The sequence below is a fragment of the Corynebacterium riegelii genome (assembly GCF_001263755.1).
Classification (GTDB): domain Bacteria; phylum Actinomycetota; class Actinomycetes; order Mycobacteriales; family Mycobacteriaceae; genus Corynebacterium; species Corynebacterium riegelii.
The window spans coordinates 1,065,518-1,083,362 of sequence record NZ_CP012342.1; the positions used below are offsets into that span (position 1 = coordinate 1,065,518).

A 17,845-nucleotide genomic window follows, 5' to 3' on the forward strand; every position below is an offset into this window, starting at 1 on the left:
CTGCGCCGACAAGCTCCCCCACTCCCCCTTAGGGCACTGGTGTTAACGGACTTCGATGCCGAGGTCTTCGCCAGTGCCCAATTCAATGCCCAAGCCCGGAACCGAATTGATCAGGTTCTGGGTGTACGGGTCTTGCGGATTGTCGAAGATGTCGTCCGAACTCCCCTGCTCCACGGCAACGCCTTGGCGCATCACCACGATGTCGTCGGCAGTCTGGCGGACCACAGCTAGGTCGTGGGTAATGAACAGGTAGGACAGGTCGAGCTCTTCCTGCAGATCTGCTAGCAGGTTGATGATCTGGTTTTGCACCAGCACGTCGAGCGCTGATACTGCCTCATCCAGCACGACAACTTCCGGGTGCAGCGCAAGCGCACGCGCAATTGCGATGCGTTGGCGCTGGCCGCCGGAGAGTTCGTTCGGGTAGCGTCGCATAGCAGAGCGCGGCATCTGCACCATGTCTAGCAGCTCAGCAACGCGAGATTCGCGCTCCTTGCGGCCGCCGACCTTGTGCAGCGCTAATGGTTCCTCGATGCACTTGTACACCGAGAACATCGGGTCGAGTGAGCCGTAGGGGTTTTGGAACACCACCTGGACTTTGCGGCGCATCTCAAACAGCTCTTTACCTTTAAGCTGCGCAATATCCTGGCCTTCGAAGATCACTCGCCCACTGGTCGGTTCGAGAAGACGCAGAACCATGTTGGCCACGGTGGATTTGCCGGAGCCGGACTCGCCGACGAGGGCGAGCGTCGTGCCACGTCGTAAAGAAAAGCTCACGTCATCAACCGCACGAAGGATTTTCTTGGCGCCTTTTTGGCCGCGCACGTCGAATTCCTTCACCAGGTTTTCTACGCGAACCACTTCCTCGCCATCGCGCTTGCCGGCAACGCGCTCTGCGGTTTCCAGCCCCTGTGCCTTAGCGGACTGGATTCGTGCAGACGCCAACGACGGCGCCGCCTTCACCAACCGCTGCGTGTACGGGTGCTGCGGGTTACGCAGAATCTTCAGGCTTGGGCCCTTTTCCACGATGCGGCCGCGGTGCATCACCACGAGGAAGTCGGCGCGCTCAGCTGCCAACCCGAGATCATGAGTAATAAACAGCAGCGATGTGCCCAATTCCGCGGTGAGCTTGTCCAGGTGATCCAGGATTTTCTTCTGCACCGTGACGTCGAGGGCGGACGTTGGTTCGTCGGCAATGAGCAGCTTCGGACGTGCAGCCAGGCCAATCGCAATGAGCGCTCGCTGGCGCATACCTCCGGAGAACTCGTGCGGGTACTGCTTCGCCCGGCGCTCAGCGTCCGGCAGGCCGGCTTCCTCCAAAAGTTCCACGACGCGCTTGTGGCGCTCGGAGCCCGGCACGACGTTGTTGGCACGCAGCGATTCCTCCACCTGCGTGCCAATGCGCCACACCGGGTTGAGGTTACTCATCGGGTCCTGAGGAACCAGGCCAATCTCGTTGCCGCGGATTTCCTGCCAACCCTTCTCGTCGAGGTTGGTCAAGTCCTTGCCGTCGAAAGTAATGGTGCCGTTGGTCACCTTGCCGGTGCCGGGCAACAGCCCCAGGATGCTCATCGCGGCGGTGGACTTACCGGAGCCCGACTCACCCACGATGGCCACGGACTGGCCTGGGTAAATGGTCAGGTCAAAGTCACGCACGGCTTCCACCACACCCGTGGTGGATTCGAAGGTGATCTTGAGGTCTTCAATGTTAAGCAGTGGCTGGTTCATCGCTTCCTCGCCTTCGGATCGAGGGCGTCGCGCACCACGTCGCCCATCATGATAAAGCTCAGCACCGTCAGTGCCAGGGCAATTGCCGGGTAGAACAGCACCATGGGCTGGGTGCGTAGAGACGCCTGCGCCCTCGAAATATCTCCACCCCAGGACACCACCGACGTTGGCAAACCAATGCCAAGGAACGACAGCGTCGCCTCAGCAACAATGAACGTACCCAGCGCCACCGTTGCGTACACGATGATCGGCGCCGCCGCATTCGGCAGGATGTGGGAGAAGATGATCTTGCCGTCGGAAGCGCCGAGTGCGCGCGCCGCGGTAACGAACTCGTCGTTCTTCACGCCCATGACCGCGCCGCGAGTAATACGTGCGATCTGCGTCCAGCCGAACATGGACAGCGCCAACACCACCATCCAGATGGAGCGTTGGTTTTGGAACATGGACATCACCACGATCGCAGCCAGCACCAGCGGGACGGCAAAGAAGATGTCCGTCAGACGCGACAGCAGCGTGTCCCAGATGCCGCCGTAGAAACCTGCGATGGAACCGATGATGGTGCCAAGCGCAGTCACAATCAGCGTGGTCAGCACGCCCACCGCAACGGAGGCGCGTGCACCGTAGATGGTGCGGGCGTAAATGTCGCAGCCTTGACGGTCAAAGCCGAACGGGTGGCCCGTTGTCGGCCCGTTGAGCGAGCGCGACAGGATGCATTCACGCGGGTCAGTAGCCGTGAACAGCTGCGGAACAATTGCCACAGCAAGTGCCATCAGGATCAGGGCAGCTGCTACCCAAAACAGTGGGCGGCGGCGCAGGTACTTCCACGCTTCGCCCCATTGGCTTGACGGCGCCCGGTCATCGGCCACAGCGTCAACGGCGCCGAGGCCCGACTCATCAGTCTCAGCTACGTAGTATTCCTGCCCAGGCAGCACAGTATCTACAGCATCTACAGCGTTGTTGGTTGTTGGGTTATGCATAGCGAATCCTCGGATCCAGGACAGCGTAGAGCAGGTCCACCAGCAGGTTGGCAATGATGTACACGATCACCAGCACGGTGGTAAATGACACGACCGTGGCGGGCTCGCCCTTGATGATTGCTTGGAAGATGGTGCCGCCAACGCCATTGATGCCGAAGATGCCTTCGGTGACAATGGCGCCACCCATCAGGCCACCAAGGTCAGCGCCCAGGAAGGTGACAACCGGGATCATGGAGTTGCGCAGCACGTGGCGGTTCATCACCTGACCGTTGGACAGGCCCTTAGCACGGGCGGTACGCACATAATCCGCGCGGAGGTTTTCGCTGACGGACTGCCTGGTTAATCGCAACACGTACGCAAATGACAAGGCGCCTAGCACCACCGCGGGCATTAACAGCGCTGTGAAGCTTTCGTTTCTTCCCACTGTCACGGGGAGTAATCCCCACTTCACGCCAACGAGGTACTGCAGCACGAAACCGATAACAAAGCTCGGCACCGCAATAACAAACAGGGAGACAACCAGCACGGTGGAGTCGAAGATGCCGCCGCGGCGAACACCGGCGATCACGCCGAAGATGATGCCAAAGATGGCTTCAAAGGCCAGCGCCATCAGCGCCAGCTTGATGGTGACCGGGAAGGCGTTTGCCATTACGGAGCGCACCGGCTGGCCGGAGAACGTCGTGCCGAAGTCCAGCGTCAAAATGCCCTTGAGGTAGAGCAGGTACTGGACCAAGAATGGCTTGTCTAAGTTGTACTCTTCGGTGATGCGTTGGCGAGCAGCTTCGCTCAAGCCTCGGTCGCCGCCGAGCGCTTCGACTGGGTCGCCCGGCATAAGAAAGACGAGGGCATAGAGCAAAAGCGTGGCCCCGAAGAACACGGGGATGATTTGCAAGAGCCGCCGCCCGATGTAGCGCCACATGGGTTAGTTCGCTCTCTTTCGGTTAAGCAGTTTCGTTGACAGTTTCAGTTGTCTTCAGTTGTCTTCAGTCGTCGGTGTTGCAGACATGCTTGGCAGAATACCGCCGGACGCAACACGAAACCCACACCCGACACGAGCCGTGTCTGAGTGTGGGTTTGTGCAACTACGAAGCGGCATCCGCTTGGAGGGACGTTACTTCTTAGTGATTGCGTAGAACAGCGGGACAGACTTCCAGGAGAATGCCACGTTGTCAACGTTCTCGGAGTAGCCACCGACCACGTTGGAGTACCACAGCGGGATAACCGGCAGGTCCTGCAGCAGGATCTCCTGAGCCTCGTTGTAGTACTCGGAAGCCTCCTCAACGCTGGCTGCGCCGGCAGCCTGCTTCAGCAGCTGGTCGAAGGTGGCGTTGGAGTAGTCACCGTCGTTGGAGCCAGCGTTCGTGCCGTACAGCGGGGACAGGAAGTTACCCAAGGACGGGTAGTCTGCCTGCCAGCCGGTGCGGAACGCGGTGGTGATCTCGCGCTTAGTCACGTCATCACGCAGGGACTTGAAGTCCGGGTATGCGTTGCCCTCAGCCTCAATGCCCAGGGTGTTCTTGATGGAGTTTGCAACTGCATCAACCCATGCCTGGTGGCCACCATCAGCGTTGTAGGAGATGGCAAACGTGCCGGTCCACGGGTTGATCTTGTCAGCCTCTTCCCACAGACGCTTTGCTTCCTCCGGGTCGTACTCCAGAACCTCAGCACCGTTGAGGGTGTCGGTGTGGCCAGCGATCACCGGGGAGGTGAAGTCCGTTGCCGGGGTGCGGGTGCCGTCGAAGATGGTCGCGGTGATCTCCTCGCGGTTGATTGCACGGGAGATTGCAGCGCGGCGCAGCTTGCCCTCTTCACCACCGAAGTGCTCGAGGCGCTCCGGGATGGTGAAGGACTGGAAGATGGCAGCCGGCTGGTTCACGGCGCGCTCGCCCAGCTCGTCGTTGAAGGTTGCGAACGCAGAGTCCGGGATAGCGTCGGTCACGTCCAGGTTGCCTGCGAGCAGGTCAGCGTAGGAAGCGTCCTGCTGTGCATAGAAGACGAAGTTGATGCCGTCGTTCTGCGCAGCGCGGTCGCCGGAGTACTCCTCGTTCGGAACGATGATGGCGTCCTGGTTGTGGTTCCACTCAGCCAGCTTGTACGGGCCGTTGCCGATCGGGTTCTCGCCGTATGCAGCGAGGTCATCGAATGCAGACTCGTGCATTGGGTAGAAGGCGGAGTAGCCCAGGCGCAGCGGGAAGTCGGCTTCTGGCTGGGTCAGCTCGATGGTGAACGTCTGATCGTCCACAATCTCCAGGCCCTCGAGCGGCTTGCCCTCTTCGAAGCCCAGGATGGACTCGAAGAAGTAAGCACCCAGCATCGCATCCTCAACAACCTTGTTCCAGGTGTTGACGAAGTCCTTGGAGGTCACCGGGGAGCCGTCGGACCACTTGATGTCATCGCGCAGGGTCACGCGGTAGGTCTTTTCACCCTCCAGCTCAACGGACTGTGCCATCTCGTTGTGGGACACGCCGTCCTTGTCAAAGTAGACAAGACCCGAGTAGATCATATCGACGATGTTGCCGCCGCCGACCTCATTGGTATTACCTGGGATGAGCGGGTTCTGCGGCTCAGTGCCGCTAGCGGTGATGTAATTGCCACCGTCTGCGCCGCCGGTGGAGGCGCTGTCCGAGCCGCATGCGGCCATGGTGAAGGTCAGCGCGCTGGCTGCAACAACAGCCAGGGTCTTCTTCATGCTCACTATAGATTCTCCTTGATTCATGCGATGATCCCAATCACATTCATTACCGGTAACCGGATTAGAACACAATACTACCCAACAGCTTCCGTAAATCCACCCGAAAGTTTGTCCCGTGTTTACTTTGCGTTCACTGTGACCTATTGCAGGGCTGGTAGCTTCGAGGGGTTACGCCCGCCGCTTCCTACCAAAGGAGTCCTTATATGTCCGGTGGTTTGCTCGCCCTGCTTGACGACGTTGCGCTGATCGCCCGCACTGCCGCCGCCTCAGCCGACGACGTGGCAGCGATGACGGCGAAGACGTCTGCGAAAGCTGCGGGCGTGGTCATTGATGACGCAGCAGTGACCCCACAGTTTGTCTCTGGAGTCACCCCGGCGCGTGAGCTGCCGATGATCTGGAAGATCACCAAGGGTTCTTTGCGCAACAAGCTGCTAATCATCCTGCCCATTGCACTTGTCCTGAACGCATTCGCGCCGTGGGCGTTGGTACCGCTGTTGATGTTGGGCGGTACGTACCTCTGTTATGAGGGCGCAGAGAAGATCGTCCAAAAGATCAAGGCAAATCCTGAAGAAGAGCAGGAACGTGCGGTAAACAAAACGCCGGAGGATGAGGATTCCTTAGTCAAAGGCGCAATCATGACAGACCTGATCTTGAGTGCGGAGATCATGATCATTGCGCTTGATGAGGTTGCTGATCAGCCCATCTGGATGGAGGCTGCCGTGCTTGTTTCAGTGGGTATCCTCATCACCATCGCGGTTTATGGCGCGGTGGCGATCCTAGTCAAGATTGATGACATCGGCCGCGGCATGATCGAACGCGACAAAGCAGCCACGCTTGGACGTGGCCTTGTGAAGGGCATGCCGTATATCTTGACCGCGATTGGTGTTGTGGGCACGGTTGCCATGTTGTGGGTTGGCGGCCACCTGATCGTGCGTGGCTTGCACGAGGTTGTCGGCTGGCATTGGCCACACGACGTCTCGGAGCAGCTGAAGGAAGCCGCTGGCGGCGGGGCGCTTGGGTGGCTGGCTGAGACCGGTGTGTCTCTGACTGCGGGGTTGATCACCGGTTTCATCGTGCTGGGAATCGTGACACTGCTAGGCAACATGCGCGGCGCGAAGGCCAACGCTTAAGCTGAAGCAATGGACAGGCTCTACTCTCTCGCACCGTCGATATGGGGTGCTGGCGAGGAAATTGAGCTCGCCAGCGTGATCCAAGCTCCCCTTTTTGAAGAGTTTGGGGACACGAAAAATTCAGCATTTTTGCCGGTCCTGCTCCACCCGAATCCGCTCAACGGATCGTGGCGGGTACGCCGGGTGGGCCATGACCGCACCCAGGGCAGAGTGCTGGGGGAAGTCGCGGCTAGGCACCGCGAGCGTTACCCGGAGATGCAACGCATTGAGGCCTCGCTACTGATGCCCACCACGATTGCAGAAGTCCGTTTTGATAACCAGACCGGACTGTTTCGGGCAAAGATCATTCTGCCGCCACCGCCGCTTGCGGTGCCTCGCAACGATCCTCCAGAAGGTGCGCTGGTGCTCCCACCTGGGGACATGATTGTGGTGGATACCGCCAAAGGAGAGTTCAGTGCTGACGAGCTGGTCGCACTCTCCCCCGGCACCTGGTTTGTTGCGTTGCACCCGCTGGCGGGCACGGTTGCTGTCACGCTCAACGGCAAGGCACTCGGTGGCTTCGGTGCCGAAGATGCCAAAGAACTCCTTGCCTACATCGAAGAGGCGGGCGCCCCGCTGTACGTACGTGCCGTGCTGTTGGAGGGCATGGCTGCGCTCAATGCCGGCGCCCCAGCTGAGGGTCTGCAGACAATCCCGGTGTTGAAGGTTCCAGACACAACACCTACTACCCCGTGGTCACTCGTGGATTTCCCCGATGGATCATGGGCGATCACGGTGGAGCGCCCCTTTGCCACGGACCCGGAAGACACGGTCCGGCCGCACTACAGGGCACGGTACGTGTCGTTGACGGGCAAGGACCGCCCCGACGATGTCGCCGCACCGACGCAGATGTTTGCCAAGGTGGAGCTCCCGGAGGAACAGGTAGAAGTGCGGGAGCGTACCGCAGTAAAAGATGCGGTGAAGGAAACGCCCGATACCGGATGGCAAGGTGCCGGCGGCTACCTCACCGAAGTTGAGAAGGTGCAGCTCAGGCGTCGCGAACGGGTTGCTGGCGAGGTTGGTCGGCACCGCAAGTAGGCAAAGACGCGTACGGTGGGGCCTATGAGCAACGATAAAGGACCTAACCCGTACGTAGTAGATATTGAGAAGGCCACCCTGGAAAATGATGCCTTCCGTGACACCCTGTGGACCGGTAAGTACCTGCAGCTGACGGTTATGACCATCCCGGCTGGCGGCGAGATTGGCGCTGAGATCCACGATGGCCACGATCAGTTCCTCCGCCTTGAGGAGGGCGAGCTGCGCGCACAGATCGGCCCGAGCAAGGACGAGCTTGAGGTTGACCAGGTTGTTGGCGCAGACTGGGCTGCGTTCGTGCCGTCTGGCAAGTACCACAACTTTGTCAATGAGTCCGACAAACCGGCCAAGCTGTACTCCATTTACGCAGCTCCGGAGCACAAGCCGGGCACTCGCCACGAGACCAAGGCGGATGCGGACAACGATCCGCACGAGCATGACGCTGTGTAACCGGCGCTGTGTAACCAGCGCCAAATAACTAGCGCAGTACGCGCGCGGTACCGTCAACACGACGGGTAACACCGCGCGCGTCAAGCATTTCTAGCAGCGGGATTGCCACGCGTCGGGTGGTTCCCCACGCTTTGCGGGCGTCGGAGGCCGAAAACGGCTGCTCCAAATCCTGCAGCAGCGCGGCGGCTTTGGTGGGGGCGTCGGCAAGCAGGACCACACCGTCTGCAATTCGCACGATGCGTCCGGCCCGCTCGGCTGCAGCCAGCTCCTTGTCGCCGACGCCCCACTGTGCCAGGTCAGCCGCCTCGGGCGCGGCAAAGGGCTGGGCGCGCAGGTGCTCCTCCAGCTTGGCAATCCCCTCGCCCAGATCGAGTGTGCGGCCGGTCGAGATCAGCCCGTCGGCCACCGTGAGCTTCGCCGCGGCGGCAGCCAGTGGCAGCAGTTTGGCGTCGGAGAGCTTCAGCTTATCTACGCCCTCCGCAACCCCCATCCCCGCCGACAACGGATTGACGCGCTCGTGTTCAGCCACGGCCTCAAGGAGGGCGTTTTTCCAGGCCATAACCTGGCTGGCTTGAATCCAGTAGCCGGCAAACGCGACTGCTCCCGTTGGTGGTGTGTCGGGTACGTCGTAGCCCAGCCGCGCCAGGTGTTCTGGGGTAACGGCCACGCGGCGGGTAATCTCGGCGTTGATATCGGGCAGTGTGGGTAGCGCTTCGGCGCGACGTGCGGCGTCCCCGCGGCGGAGAAAGGCCGGCGGGTCCGCATCCACCACGCGCGCACCGGCCAAGATGTGTTGTTCGCCGGAGCCGCGAAGGACCAAGGCGTCGCCGATTTTGAGTGGCAGCGGCGACTCAAACGTTAAGCGCACGTGCTCCGGCCCCAGCATCCGTACCGCACACGGCACGCCTGCAGTGCCAACGTGGGCCATAGCTTCGCGTGGGAGGGGGGATGTGGTTGGGGTGGTCAACGTGGCGTCGATAAGCAAGGTGCTCTGCCAAGCGCCGGGAGTGAGTAGAGCGTCGCCACGGCCGATGCTTTCGGCGTCGATGCCGCGCAGGTTCAGTGCCACGCGCATCGCCGGTTGTGCCACGTCAATGGGGGTGTCCTCGGACTGCACCGAGCGCACGTGCACCTGCTGGCCGTGCAGCTCCAGCACATCACCCGGCCGGATCGTGCCCGCGGTGAGCGTGCCGGTGACCACCGTGCCAGCGCCCTTGATGCTGAAAGCGCGGTCCACCCAGAAACGGATCCGCGCATCCGGGTCCGGGGCAGGTGCGGCTTCGAGCGCCTCGTGGAGGGTGCGGGTGAGCTCCCCGATTCCTTCGCCGGTCTTCGCGGATACCTCCATCACCGGCCAGTCCTGTGCAGTGGTGCCGGCGACCTCGCGCGCAATCTGCTGGCGCACCTCGGCGCGGCGCTGCGAGTCGGCATTGTCCGCGCGCGACATCGCAATCACGCCAGTGGTGATGCCAAACGCGTTGATGGCGTCCAGGTGGTCCTTGGACTGCTCTTTGAACCCCTCATCAGCGGCGATAACCAACAGCACAGCCGGCGCGGGTCCTACTCCGGCAAGCATGTTGGCAATGAAACGCTCGTGGCCCGGCACGTCCACAAAGGCAATATCGCCAACCCACACAAACCCAAGATCTATGGTCAGGCCGCGTTTGCGCTCCTCGTCCCAGCGGTCCGGCTCCATGCCGGTTAAACGCTTGACCAGGGTGGACTTGCCATGATCTACGTGGCCTGCGGTGGCAACGACAAAGCTCATGCGCGTACCTCACCCGCGGCTTCATCTACAGCCTCAACAATGGCGGCAGCAACAAGCGCATCTTGGTCTTCGGGCACACAGCGCAGGTCAATGAGTAAACGCCCGCCGTGGACGCGGCCGAGGATGGCGGGATCGTGGCGTCGTAAAGCATGAGCCAGTTCCTCGTCCAACTCCACCGCGTAGCCAGGCAGTGGGTGGCCGGGCGCTCCCCCACCGCCAACGCGGCCATCGTGCGCCACAACCGTGCCGCCAACCTTTGCCGCCAAGGCCTCGGTGCGCTGCTTCAACACAGCCGGGTCCGCGTGCAGGTAGGCGTGCGTGGGGTTGTAGGCAAGACGCATCGTCGCCTCAAGCGCTGCAAGGCGCAGCTTGTCAATGCGCACCGCGCGTGCCAGCGGGTGCTTGCGCATCCTCGCAATCGCCTCGCGCGTACCCAACACCACACCAGCCTGCGGCCCGCCCAACAACTTGTCGCCGGAAAACAACACCACGTCCGCACCCTGCTTCAACGCGGTCGTCGCATCCGGCTCATCCGGCAGCAACGGGTCCGGGGCCAGCAGGCCAGAGCCTGTGTCCACGATCAGCGTCTGGCCATTGGCGTTGGCGATCTCACGCAGCTGCGCCACGCTCACACTCGCCGTGAAGCCCTCCACCCGATAGTTGGACGGGTGCACCTTTAAAATCGCCTTCGCCTCATGCGCGCGCTCATAGTCCGCGGGGTGCGTGCGGTTCGTCGCACCGACCTCCACCAGGCGCACGCGCGCGGACTCAATCAGCTCCGGCAGCCGGAAACCCGCGCCGATCTCAATGAGCTCACCACGAGAGATCACCAGGTCCCCACCCTCAGCAAACGTGGCCGCTGCCAGCAACAACGCGGAAGCACCGTTATTGACTACCAGCGCGTCCTCAGCGGCGGGGCACGCAGCCAACAAGGCTTCCGTTGCCTGCTTGCCGCGCTCACGCGAACGTACGCCTGCGTCCAGGTCCATCTCCACATCCACGTAGCCTGCCGCGCGGGACATCGCCTCCACCGCGCCGGTCGACAGGGGTGCGCGCCCCACGTTCGTGTGCACAACCACGCCCGTTGCGTTGATCACGGGAGTCAGGGTGGTTGCGCCTTGGTTCGCCCGCGCCACAAACACGTCGCGCACATCCTCAGGCGAAATCTCGCCTCGGCGGGCAGCCGCCTGCACATCGTGCGCGAGGGCTTTGAGGGTGGCGGTTGAGAGGTTCGACGTGGCGTCGGCAAGCAATAAAAGCTCATCCGTACGGGGAATGCTGCGGCGCGGATCCAAACGAAACCTCCCGAAAAACTATGGCGGAGACGGACAGGAATCGAACCTGCCAGGCTGAGATGCTCAACCTCACCAGTTTTGAAGACTGGGGCGCCCACCAGGACACGTACGCCTCCGTCGCGTGACGCTACCATACAGCGATATGAGCAAAACAGCCTCAGAAATCCGACTGACCCAATTTGCTGCCGGTGGCGGGTGCGCCTGCAAAATCCCACCCGGCGAGCTTGAAGACGCCGTAGCAGGCCTGGTTGGCTTTAGCGACCCCAACGTGATCGTTGGTCTTGATGACGGTGACGATGCCTCCGCCATCCGCGTCCGCGATGACCTGGCGATTATCTCCACCACCGACTTTTTCACCCCTGTGGTGGATGATGCGTATACCTGGGGCAAGATCGCCGCCGTCAACGCGCTCAGCGATGTGTACGCCATGGGCGGCACCCCAATTACTGCCCTGAATATTTTGGGCTGGCCGCGCGACGTCCTGCCGCAGGAACTGATCCGCGACGTGCTCCACGGCGGCCTCGACGCCGCAACCGAAGCCGGCATTTCCGTCACCGGCGGCCACTCCATCACCGCGCCTGAGCCGATCTACGGCATGGCCGCAACCGGCACCGCCGACCCCGCGCGACTGATGCGCAACGACTCGGCCGAGGCCGGGCTGCCAATCACCCTGACCAAGCCGATCGGCTCCGGCCTACTGAACAACCGCCACAAGGCCACCGGCGAGTGGTTCCAGCAGGCAGTCGATGTCATGACCACGCTGAACCGGGATGCCTCTCGCGCTGCGGTGGATGCCGGCGTGAAGGCCGCGACCGATGTCACCGGCTTCGGCCTGCTCGGACACCTGTACAAGATGGCACGCGCCTCCAAGGTGGATGCGGTGATTGATTTCGCTGCTGTGCCATTTATCGACGGCGCACGTGAAACCCTCCGCGACGGCTTCGTCCCTGGCGGCTCGCGCCGCAACCTGGACTGGGTCAGCCCACACGTCGACTCCGATCTAGATGAGGAGGCGCTGCTTCTGCTTGCCGACGCCCAAACGTCCGGCGGCCTCCTCGTCATCGGCGAAGTGCCCGGCTACCCCATCATCGGCGAAACCGTGCCGGGCACCGGGCGGGTGCGCGTGCGCTAGCGCTTGTTTTTAGCGCTTGTTTTTAGCGCGCTATATTCTAGCGCGCTGTGGTGATGGAGTCCCCCACCTGACCTGCGGCCTGGCGCTCCTTAAGGCGGGCGCGTTGGGGTTCCACCACATACTTCGGGTCTTCGGTGGACTGACGTCCCGCTTGGACGATGCCGAAGCGGGTTAGGCAGGAACCGGCCATAAGTGCCGCACCCGAAAGCGCTGCGATGACACGGTTGCGGCCACCCACCAGAGCGCCGAGGCCACCTGCGATAACGCAGGCCTCCGCCGCCTTGAGCAGCTTGCCGGCCTTGCCCTGGTGCATCGTCTCCTCCAGTGGCGCGTGCAGGTTACGCTCCATGTTCTTGGAGGCCAGGATGTCCGCCGCGGCGCCAACGGCACCCAGTACACGAGCCGGACCGTTGTTCCTGGTGGACGTGGTCACCAGCGCCGCACCTGCGGAGGCAGCCGCCGCCGAAGACACAAACAGCGCTGGCAGTTCCTTGTGCGCGTCTTGCCACAGCGGCACCGACGTGTTGCCCAACAGCACCGCGGTGTACGCAGCGAGTGGTGCGCCGAGCACGCCGGTTGCCACACCTGCCGGCGTGGCTGCCCAGTGGAGGAAGCTACGGGCGAAATCAGGCAACGGCAAACGTTCACCCGTGAGCTTGTCCATTTCAACTATCGCAGGCACCGCAGAGGTGGAACCGAAGGCGCCCAGAATCCACGAGCCCACACTCATCGGCGAGGACAACTTGAACACGCGGAACATGTTGAGCATGCGCTCCGGGCGACCCAAGTCCAGAATCAGAAAGCTCGAACCCAAACCCGCAGCCGCGAACGTGGTCAGTCTGGTGTTGCGCTGCAGCTCACGGTTGCCGGTCAGCCCTGCGCCAACAGCCAGAAGCGCCGACCCGCCCGCTACACCGCCGAGGAAAAAGTATCCGGCAATTGGCCACTCCCACGGCGGGAACTTCACAATTGGCTTGCCGTAGTACGAGTCATACTGCGTGAAGTCCGCTTTCGGCACCATGAGTTCTTCACCACGGCGCCGCTTCTTGCCCTGCGGCTTTGCACCGCCGCCGGTTTTGTTACGCCTCGGGCCGCGCGGCTCCTCCGGTGGCCGGTAGCCATCAAACTCTGCCATTAGCTGCGTCCTCCAATCACAAATGCACCCGCAACCGCACCAATCAGACCGGCTGCTGCGAACACGGCACGCTTGGCCATCGTGGGCAAGTTAGCGGTTGGCACCTGGGGGTCTGGCGGCAGGCCGTAGACCTCTGGGGCGTCCAAAAGCAAGAAGATTGAGCCTGTACCGCCAACTCCGTCCTCGCTGTTGGCGCCATACAGACGCGCTTCCGTCATGCCCTGGGCGTGTAACTCCTTCACGCGTGCCCGGGCGGTTGCCAGCATCTCGTCGTAGGAGCCGTACTTAATCGACGTGGTCGGGCACGTCTTGGCGCACGCCGGGCCCTCCCCGATCGTCTGACGGTCAAAGCACATCGTGCATTTCTGTGCCACGCCGATGTTCTTGATTGGAGCGACCTCGCCAACAGTGAAGTCTGCTCCACGCTTCGTGCGATCGTCGCGCTTGGACACGCCGCCGTCTTCACGGCGCTCGATCACGCCGAACGGGCAGCCTGCCACGCAGGTGCCGCAACCGTTGCACACGTCATCCTGCACTACCACAGTGCCGTGCTCCGTGCGAAACAGCGCACCTGTCGGGCACACGTCAAGGCAGCCCGCGTTGGTGCAGTGCTTGCACACATCAGAGGACATGAGCCAACGGAAATCCGGTGTATCACCCGGGGTAACAGACTGCGCAGGCTGTGCGGGTTGCGTGGGTTGCGTGGTTTCAGCGTTGCCGCCTGCCCCAACGCTCGGCATACCCAGCGAGACCAACTTCGCGCCCTCTTCGCGGGCTTTGGTGATCTGTTCCTCGCTCTGCTCAATAAACGCCACGTGGCGCCACGTATCCGCACCGAGCGAGCCGGTGTTGTCGTAAGAGTTACCCGACAACTCGTAGCCGTCCTGCGGGTTACGGTTCCACTCTTTACAGGCCACCTCGCAGGCCTTGCAGCCAATACAAATCGAGGTATCCGTAAAGAACGCCTTGCGCGCGGCACGGTCATAGCCAACGTGCTGTGGCGCTTCGGTAATGCTGTTCGTCTTCGCCATCGGCGTGTACCTAGCCTTCCCTCTCCGCCATGTTGCGCTTCGTGTTGTCCACTTCCGCCGTGTCCTCATCATCCAAGCCCGGCGACGCGGTTGCGTCATGCGAGCCCAGCTTGGAGCCAGTGTTCTCCGTCAGGCCAGCACGTTTCTGGTACTCACGCACCAGCGCATCGCGTTCAGCACCGCGTGGGCGGCGGCCCGGGCGGATATCCACCGCGGACACCTTGGACGCCTGAATGTTCACGTTTGGATCCAGCATGATGCCAAGCAGGTCATTTGGCCCGTCACCGCTGACCTCGGCGTACTTGCCTTTGCCGTAGTGGAACGGCATGCCGATCTGTTCGTACTGCTGCTCCCCAATGGTCAGGGACTGAATGCGGTCCGTGACCAGCACGCGGGACTCGATTGCGCCACGCGGCGAAATCAAGGTTGCCCAGCCACCGTTTTCCAAACCAACCTTCTCGGCCAGCTGCGGGGAAACCTCGCAGAACAGCTCTGGCTGCAGCTCCGCCAAGAATGGCAGCGTTCGCGTCATCGCACCCGAGGTATACATCTCCGTCAAACGGTAGGTGTTCAGGATGTACGGGTAGACCTCCGTGCCTTCCTCGCCGAAGTTCGGCGCAGACAGGTTGTTCGGACCGCGCATGACAATTCGCGACGGCGACTGCTGCTGCTTGTACAGGAAGTTCGGGAACGGCGACTCCTGCGGCTCATAGTGCGTCGGCATCGGGCCGTCGACCATGCCACGCGGGGCAAAGAGCCAACCCTTGCCGTCCGGCTGCATGATGAACGGATCATCACCCGCCAACGCATCCGGGCCCACAGTGTCACGATCCGGCTTGTAATCCGGCGCCTTGTTCACCGGGAAGTCCACCACATCCGGCGACTCCCAACGCTCAGCGTCCTCATTCCACCAGACCAGCTTCTTACGCTCAGACCACGGCTTGCCATCCGCATCAGCGGACGCACGGTTGTACAGCACGCGGCGGTTCAGCGGCCACGCCCAGCCCCAGTCAAGCGCCATCTCATCCTGCTCGGAACCAGGGCGCTTGTTTGCGGAACGGTTCACGCCGCCTGCAAACACGCCGGAGTAAATCCAGCAGCCAGACGAGGTGGTGCCGTCCGCCTTCAGGTCAGCAAAGCTATCCACCAGCTGTCCCTTGCGCGGACCTTCGAGGAAGTAGCCGTTGATCTCACGCAGCACAGACTCTGCATCGATCTCACCGTGCTCATCCAGGTCATAGTCCCAGGTAATGGACTGCAGCGGAAGGTCACGCGGGTCAGTGGAATCCTTCACCCGCTCCTTCAGACGCAGACCCAGCTCGTAGAAGAACTGCAGGTCACTATCCGCATCCCCTGGTGGCTGCTTCGCCTGGAAGCGCCACTGCAGCAGACGCTGCGTCTGGGTAAACGTACCGGCCTTCTCCACGTGGTTCGCGGCAGGCAGTAAGAAGACCTCAGTGTCAATCTCCTCAGTCACCAACGCGCCGGATGCAACCTCTGGGGAATCCTTCCAGAACGTTGCCGTCTCAATCTCCTGGAAATCGCGTACCACCAGCCACTTCAGCTTGGACAGTGCCATGCGCTGCATGTAGCCGTTGGACTGCGCCACCGCCGGGTTCTGACCGAACACGAAGTAGCCATCAACCTGTCCCTGCATCATCAGCTGCAGCGTGTGGTAGGTCGAGTGCGCACCGGTAAGGCGCGGCATAAGGTCCATGCCCCAGTTGTTGTCTTCCGTGGCGGCGTCGCCCCAGTAAGCCTTCATCAAGGAGACCGAGTAATCATCCCGCTTCTGCCAGAAACCCTTCTGGTCGGCCATGGCCACAGCATCGAGGTACTGGTCCCACGTCTGCACCTCCGCCTGCGGCATCGGCAGGTAGCCAGGAAGCAGGTGGAACAACGTAGGCACGTCAGTCGAACCCTGGATCGAGGCGTGACCACGCAGCGCCATGATGCCGGAGCCTGGGCGGCCCACGTTGCCCATGAGCAGCTGCAGGATCGCACAGGTACGGATGAACTGGGCACCCATGGTGTGCTGCGTCCAACCCAGCGCGTAGGCAAAGCACGTCGTGCGCTCACGGCCGGAGTTCTCCGCAATGGAGTTAGCCAGGTAGTAGAAGTCTTCCTGCGAAATACCGCAGGACTTCTCCACCATCTCCGGGGTGTAGCGGGAGTAGTGGCGCTTCAGGATCTGGAACACACAATTCGGGTCCTGCAGCGTCTCGTCCTTCTCCACATCCCAGGACACTTGCGCATCCCAAGCTGGCTTCGGCTGCCACGTGGAGTTGTCGTACTTACCCGTCTGCGAGTCATAGCCAGAGAAGATGCCCTCAAGGTCTTCCGTGTCCTGGAAGTCCTCATTGATGATCACAGAGGCATTGGTAAATGCCTTGACAAAATCCTCAAAGTAGAGCTCATTGTCCAGCACGTACTTAATCACCGCGCCAAGCAGCACCACATCCGAGCCACCTCGGATCGGGATGTGCTTGTGGGCGATTGCGGACGTTCGCGTGAACCTCGGGTCCACGTGAATAATCCGCGCGCCACGATTCTTGGCTTCAATCACCCACTGGAAGCCCACCGGGTGTGCTTCGGCCATATTCGACCCTTGAATGACAATGCAGTCCGCATTCGCCATATCCTGCAGCGGCTGGGTCGCGCCGCCACGGCCAAACGAGGATCCCAAACTGGGAACCGTGGAGGAGTGTCATATACGGGCCTGATTTTCAATCTGCACCGCGCCAGAGGCAGTCCAGAGTTTCTTAATCAGGTAGTTTTCCTCGTTGTCCATGGCCGCACCGCCAAGACCAGCGATGCCCATGGTGCGGCGAACCGGGTTGCCGTGCTCGTCCGTGTCCTGCCAGCCGTTCTTGCGGGCCTCCATGAAGCGATCCGCAATCATCTCCAGCGCGGTTTCACGGTCAAGCGTTTGCCACTCCGTTGCCTTCGGCGCACGGTAGAGCACCTCAGTCAGACGGTTGGGGGCGTTGACTAGCTGCTCGGAGGCAGCACCTTTCGGGCACAGACGCCCGCGAGAGTGCGGGGAATCAGGGTCACCCTCAATCTGGATGACCTTGCCATCTTTGACATAGACGTTCTGGCCGCAACCGACAGCGCAGTACGGGCACACGCTTTTGACCACACGGTCAGCGTCGATGGTGCGCCCTTCCATTTCCTTCGTGCGGCGAGACTCAGTGTTCTCACCGCGGGCGAAGAGGTCACCGCCGCGTAGCTGGCGCACAACCGGCCAGTTGAGAGGACTGATTCGAGACATGCCTCATACCCTAGCGCATAACGGCACAGCACCTCGCACGCTTCAAAACACTGGATAGTTCCGGACAGTTTCCGCGCGCCTTTTAGTTATGTGTTTGTTAGAGTCAGAATCCTTGCAAGATCCTTGCAAGTTGTATCGAATTTCGCTGTCAAGAAATCGGGT

Annotated in this window: 13 protein-coding genes and 1 tRNA gene; 4 read left to right on the forward strand and 10 right to left on the reverse strand. The window is 61.5% G+C overall.

The window, feature by feature from the left end:
- Positions 1–42: 42 nt before the first annotated feature.
- The 4 genes from AK829_RS05120 to AK829_RS05135 all read right to left on the reverse strand — a co-directional run bounded on the left by AK829_RS05120 (position 43) and on the right by AK829_RS05135 (position 5,397).
- Complete coding sequence (locus AK829_RS05120) at positions 43–1,725, reverse strand: ABC transporter ATP-binding protein (RefSeq protein ID WP_052204837.1); 1,683 nt, start codon at positions 1,723–1,725, stop codon at positions 43–45.
- Complete coding sequence (locus AK829_RS05125) at positions 1,722–2,702, reverse strand: ABC transporter permease (protein WP_052204839.1); 981 nt, start codon at positions 2,700–2,702, stop codon at positions 1,722–1,724. Before AK829_RS05125 ends, AK829_RS05120 begins: the two co-directional genes overlap by 4 nt.
- Complete coding sequence (locus AK829_RS05130) at positions 2,695–3,621, reverse strand: ABC transporter permease (protein ID WP_052204841.1); 927 nt, start codon at positions 3,619–3,621, stop codon at positions 2,695–2,697. Before AK829_RS05130 ends, AK829_RS05125 begins: the two co-directional genes overlap by 8 nt.
- 192 nt (positions 3,622–3,813) lie before the next feature.
- Positions 3,814–5,397, reverse strand: coding sequence for a peptide ABC transporter substrate-binding protein (locus tag AK829_RS05135; protein ID WP_052204842.1), 1,584 nt, complete (start codon positions 5,395–5,397; stop codon positions 3,814–3,816).
- Between the two features lie 200 nt (positions 5,398–5,597).
- Between AK829_RS05135 and AK829_RS05140 the strand changes: the two genes are divergently transcribed.
- From AK829_RS05140 to AK829_RS05150, 3 genes are read left to right on the forward strand one after another with little or no spacing between them, the layout of a single operon-like run.
- The gene (locus AK829_RS05140; protein WP_052204843.1) at positions 5,598–6,524 is read left to right on the forward strand and encodes a DUF808 domain-containing protein; all 927 of its coding nucleotides are present in this window, start codon (positions 5,598–5,600) and stop codon (positions 6,522–6,524) included.
- Positions 6,525–6,533: 9 nt separating this feature from the next.
- Positions 6,534–7,601 carry a hypothetical protein gene (locus AK829_RS05145; protein WP_052204844.1) on the forward strand — a complete coding sequence of 356 codons (1,068 nt, stop codon included), beginning with the start codon at positions 6,534–6,536 and terminating at the stop codon, positions 7,599–7,601.
- Between the two features lie 24 nt (positions 7,602–7,625).
- Positions 7,626–8,048: a cupin domain-containing protein gene (locus AK829_RS05150; RefSeq protein WP_052204846.1), complete on the forward strand. Its 423-nt coding sequence runs from the start codon at positions 7,626–7,628 to the stop codon at positions 8,046–8,048.
- 28 nt (positions 8,049–8,076) lie between these two features.
- Here the strand turns inward: AK829_RS05150 and selB are convergent, their stop codons facing one another.
- From selB to AK829_RS05165, 3 genes are all read right to left on the reverse strand, one after another.
- Complete coding sequence (selB, locus tag AK829_RS05155) at positions 8,077–9,816, reverse strand: selenocysteine-specific translation elongation factor (protein WP_052204847.1); 1,740 nt, start codon at positions 9,814–9,816, stop codon at positions 8,077–8,079.
- Positions 9,813–11,111, reverse strand: coding sequence for an L-seryl-tRNA(Sec) selenium transferase (gene selA, locus AK829_RS05160; RefSeq protein WP_052204848.1), 1,299 nt, complete (start codon positions 11,109–11,111; stop codon positions 9,813–9,815). Before selA ends, selB begins: the two co-directional genes overlap by 4 nt.
- A 21-nt stretch (positions 11,112–11,132) precedes the next feature.
- Positions 11,133–11,227, reverse strand: a tRNA-Sec gene (locus AK829_RS05165).
- Between the two features lie 26 nt (positions 11,228–11,253).
- Here AK829_RS05165 and selD point away from each other — a divergent pair.
- Complete coding sequence (selD, locus tag AK829_RS05170) at positions 11,254–12,243, forward strand: selenide, water dikinase SelD (protein ID WP_052204849.1); 990 nt, start codon at positions 11,254–11,256, stop codon at positions 12,241–12,243.
- Positions 12,244–12,280: 37 nt separating this feature from the next.
- On the opposite strand, the gene nrfD is transcribed toward selD, so the two are convergent.
- From nrfD to fdnG, 3 genes are read right to left on the reverse strand one after another with little or no spacing between them, the layout of a single operon-like run.
- Entirely contained in the window at positions 12,281–13,378 is a 1,098-nt protein-coding gene (nrfD, locus tag AK829_RS05175) for an NrfD/PsrC family molybdoenzyme membrane anchor subunit (protein WP_052204851.1), read from the reverse strand.
- Positions 13,378–14,409 (reverse strand): 4Fe-4S dicluster domain-containing protein, encoded by a 1,032-nt coding sequence (locus AK829_RS05180; protein WP_052204852.1) that lies wholly within the window; start codon positions 14,407–14,409, stop codon positions 13,378–13,380. The genes nrfD and AK829_RS05180 overlap by 1 nt, the downstream gene beginning before the upstream one ends.
- A gap of 10 nt (positions 14,410–14,419) precedes the next feature.
- Positions 14,420–17,683 (reverse strand): formate dehydrogenase-N subunit alpha, encoded by a 3,264-nt coding sequence (gene fdnG, locus AK829_RS05185; protein WP_198147789.1) that lies wholly within the window; start codon positions 17,681–17,683, stop codon positions 14,420–14,422.
- Between the last annotated feature and the right edge of the window lie 162 nt (positions 17,684–17,845).

Coding starts and splice junctions, on each gene's coding strand:
- AK829_RS05120 (WP_052204837.1), bottom strand. CDS start 1,725: ATGAACCAGCCACTGCTTAACATTGAAGACCTCAAGATCACCTTCGAA.
- AK829_RS05125 (WP_052204839.1), bottom strand. CDS start 2,702: ATGCATAACCCAACAACCAACAACGCTGTAGATGCTGTAGATACTGTG.
- AK829_RS05130 (WP_052204841.1), bottom strand. CDS start 3,621: ATGTGGCGCTACATCGGGCGGCGGCTCTTGCAAATCATCCCCGTGTTC.
- AK829_RS05140 (WP_052204843.1), top strand. CDS start 5,598: ATGTCCGGTGGTTTGCTCGCCCTGCTTGACGACGTTGCGCTGATCGCC.
- AK829_RS05145 (WP_052204844.1), top strand. CDS start 6,534: ATGGACAGGCTCTACTCTCTCGCACCGTCGATATGGGGTGCTGGCGAG.
- AK829_RS05150 (WP_052204846.1), top strand. CDS start 7,626: ATGAGCAACGATAAAGGACCTAACCCGTACGTAGTAGATATTGAGAAG.
- selB (WP_052204847.1), bottom strand. CDS start 9,816: ATGAGCTTTGTCGTTGCCACCGCAGGCCACGTAGATCATGGCAAGTCC.
- selD (WP_052204849.1), top strand. CDS start 11,254: ATGAGCAAAACAGCCTCAGAAATCCGACTGACCCAATTTGCTGCCGGT.
- nrfD (WP_052204851.1), bottom strand. CDS start 13,378: ATGGCAGAGTTTGATGGCTACCGGCCACCGGAGGAGCCGCGCGGCCCG.
- AK829_RS05180 (WP_052204852.1), bottom strand. CDS start 14,409: ATGGCGAAGACGAACAGCATTACCGAAGCGCCACAGCACGTTGGCTAT.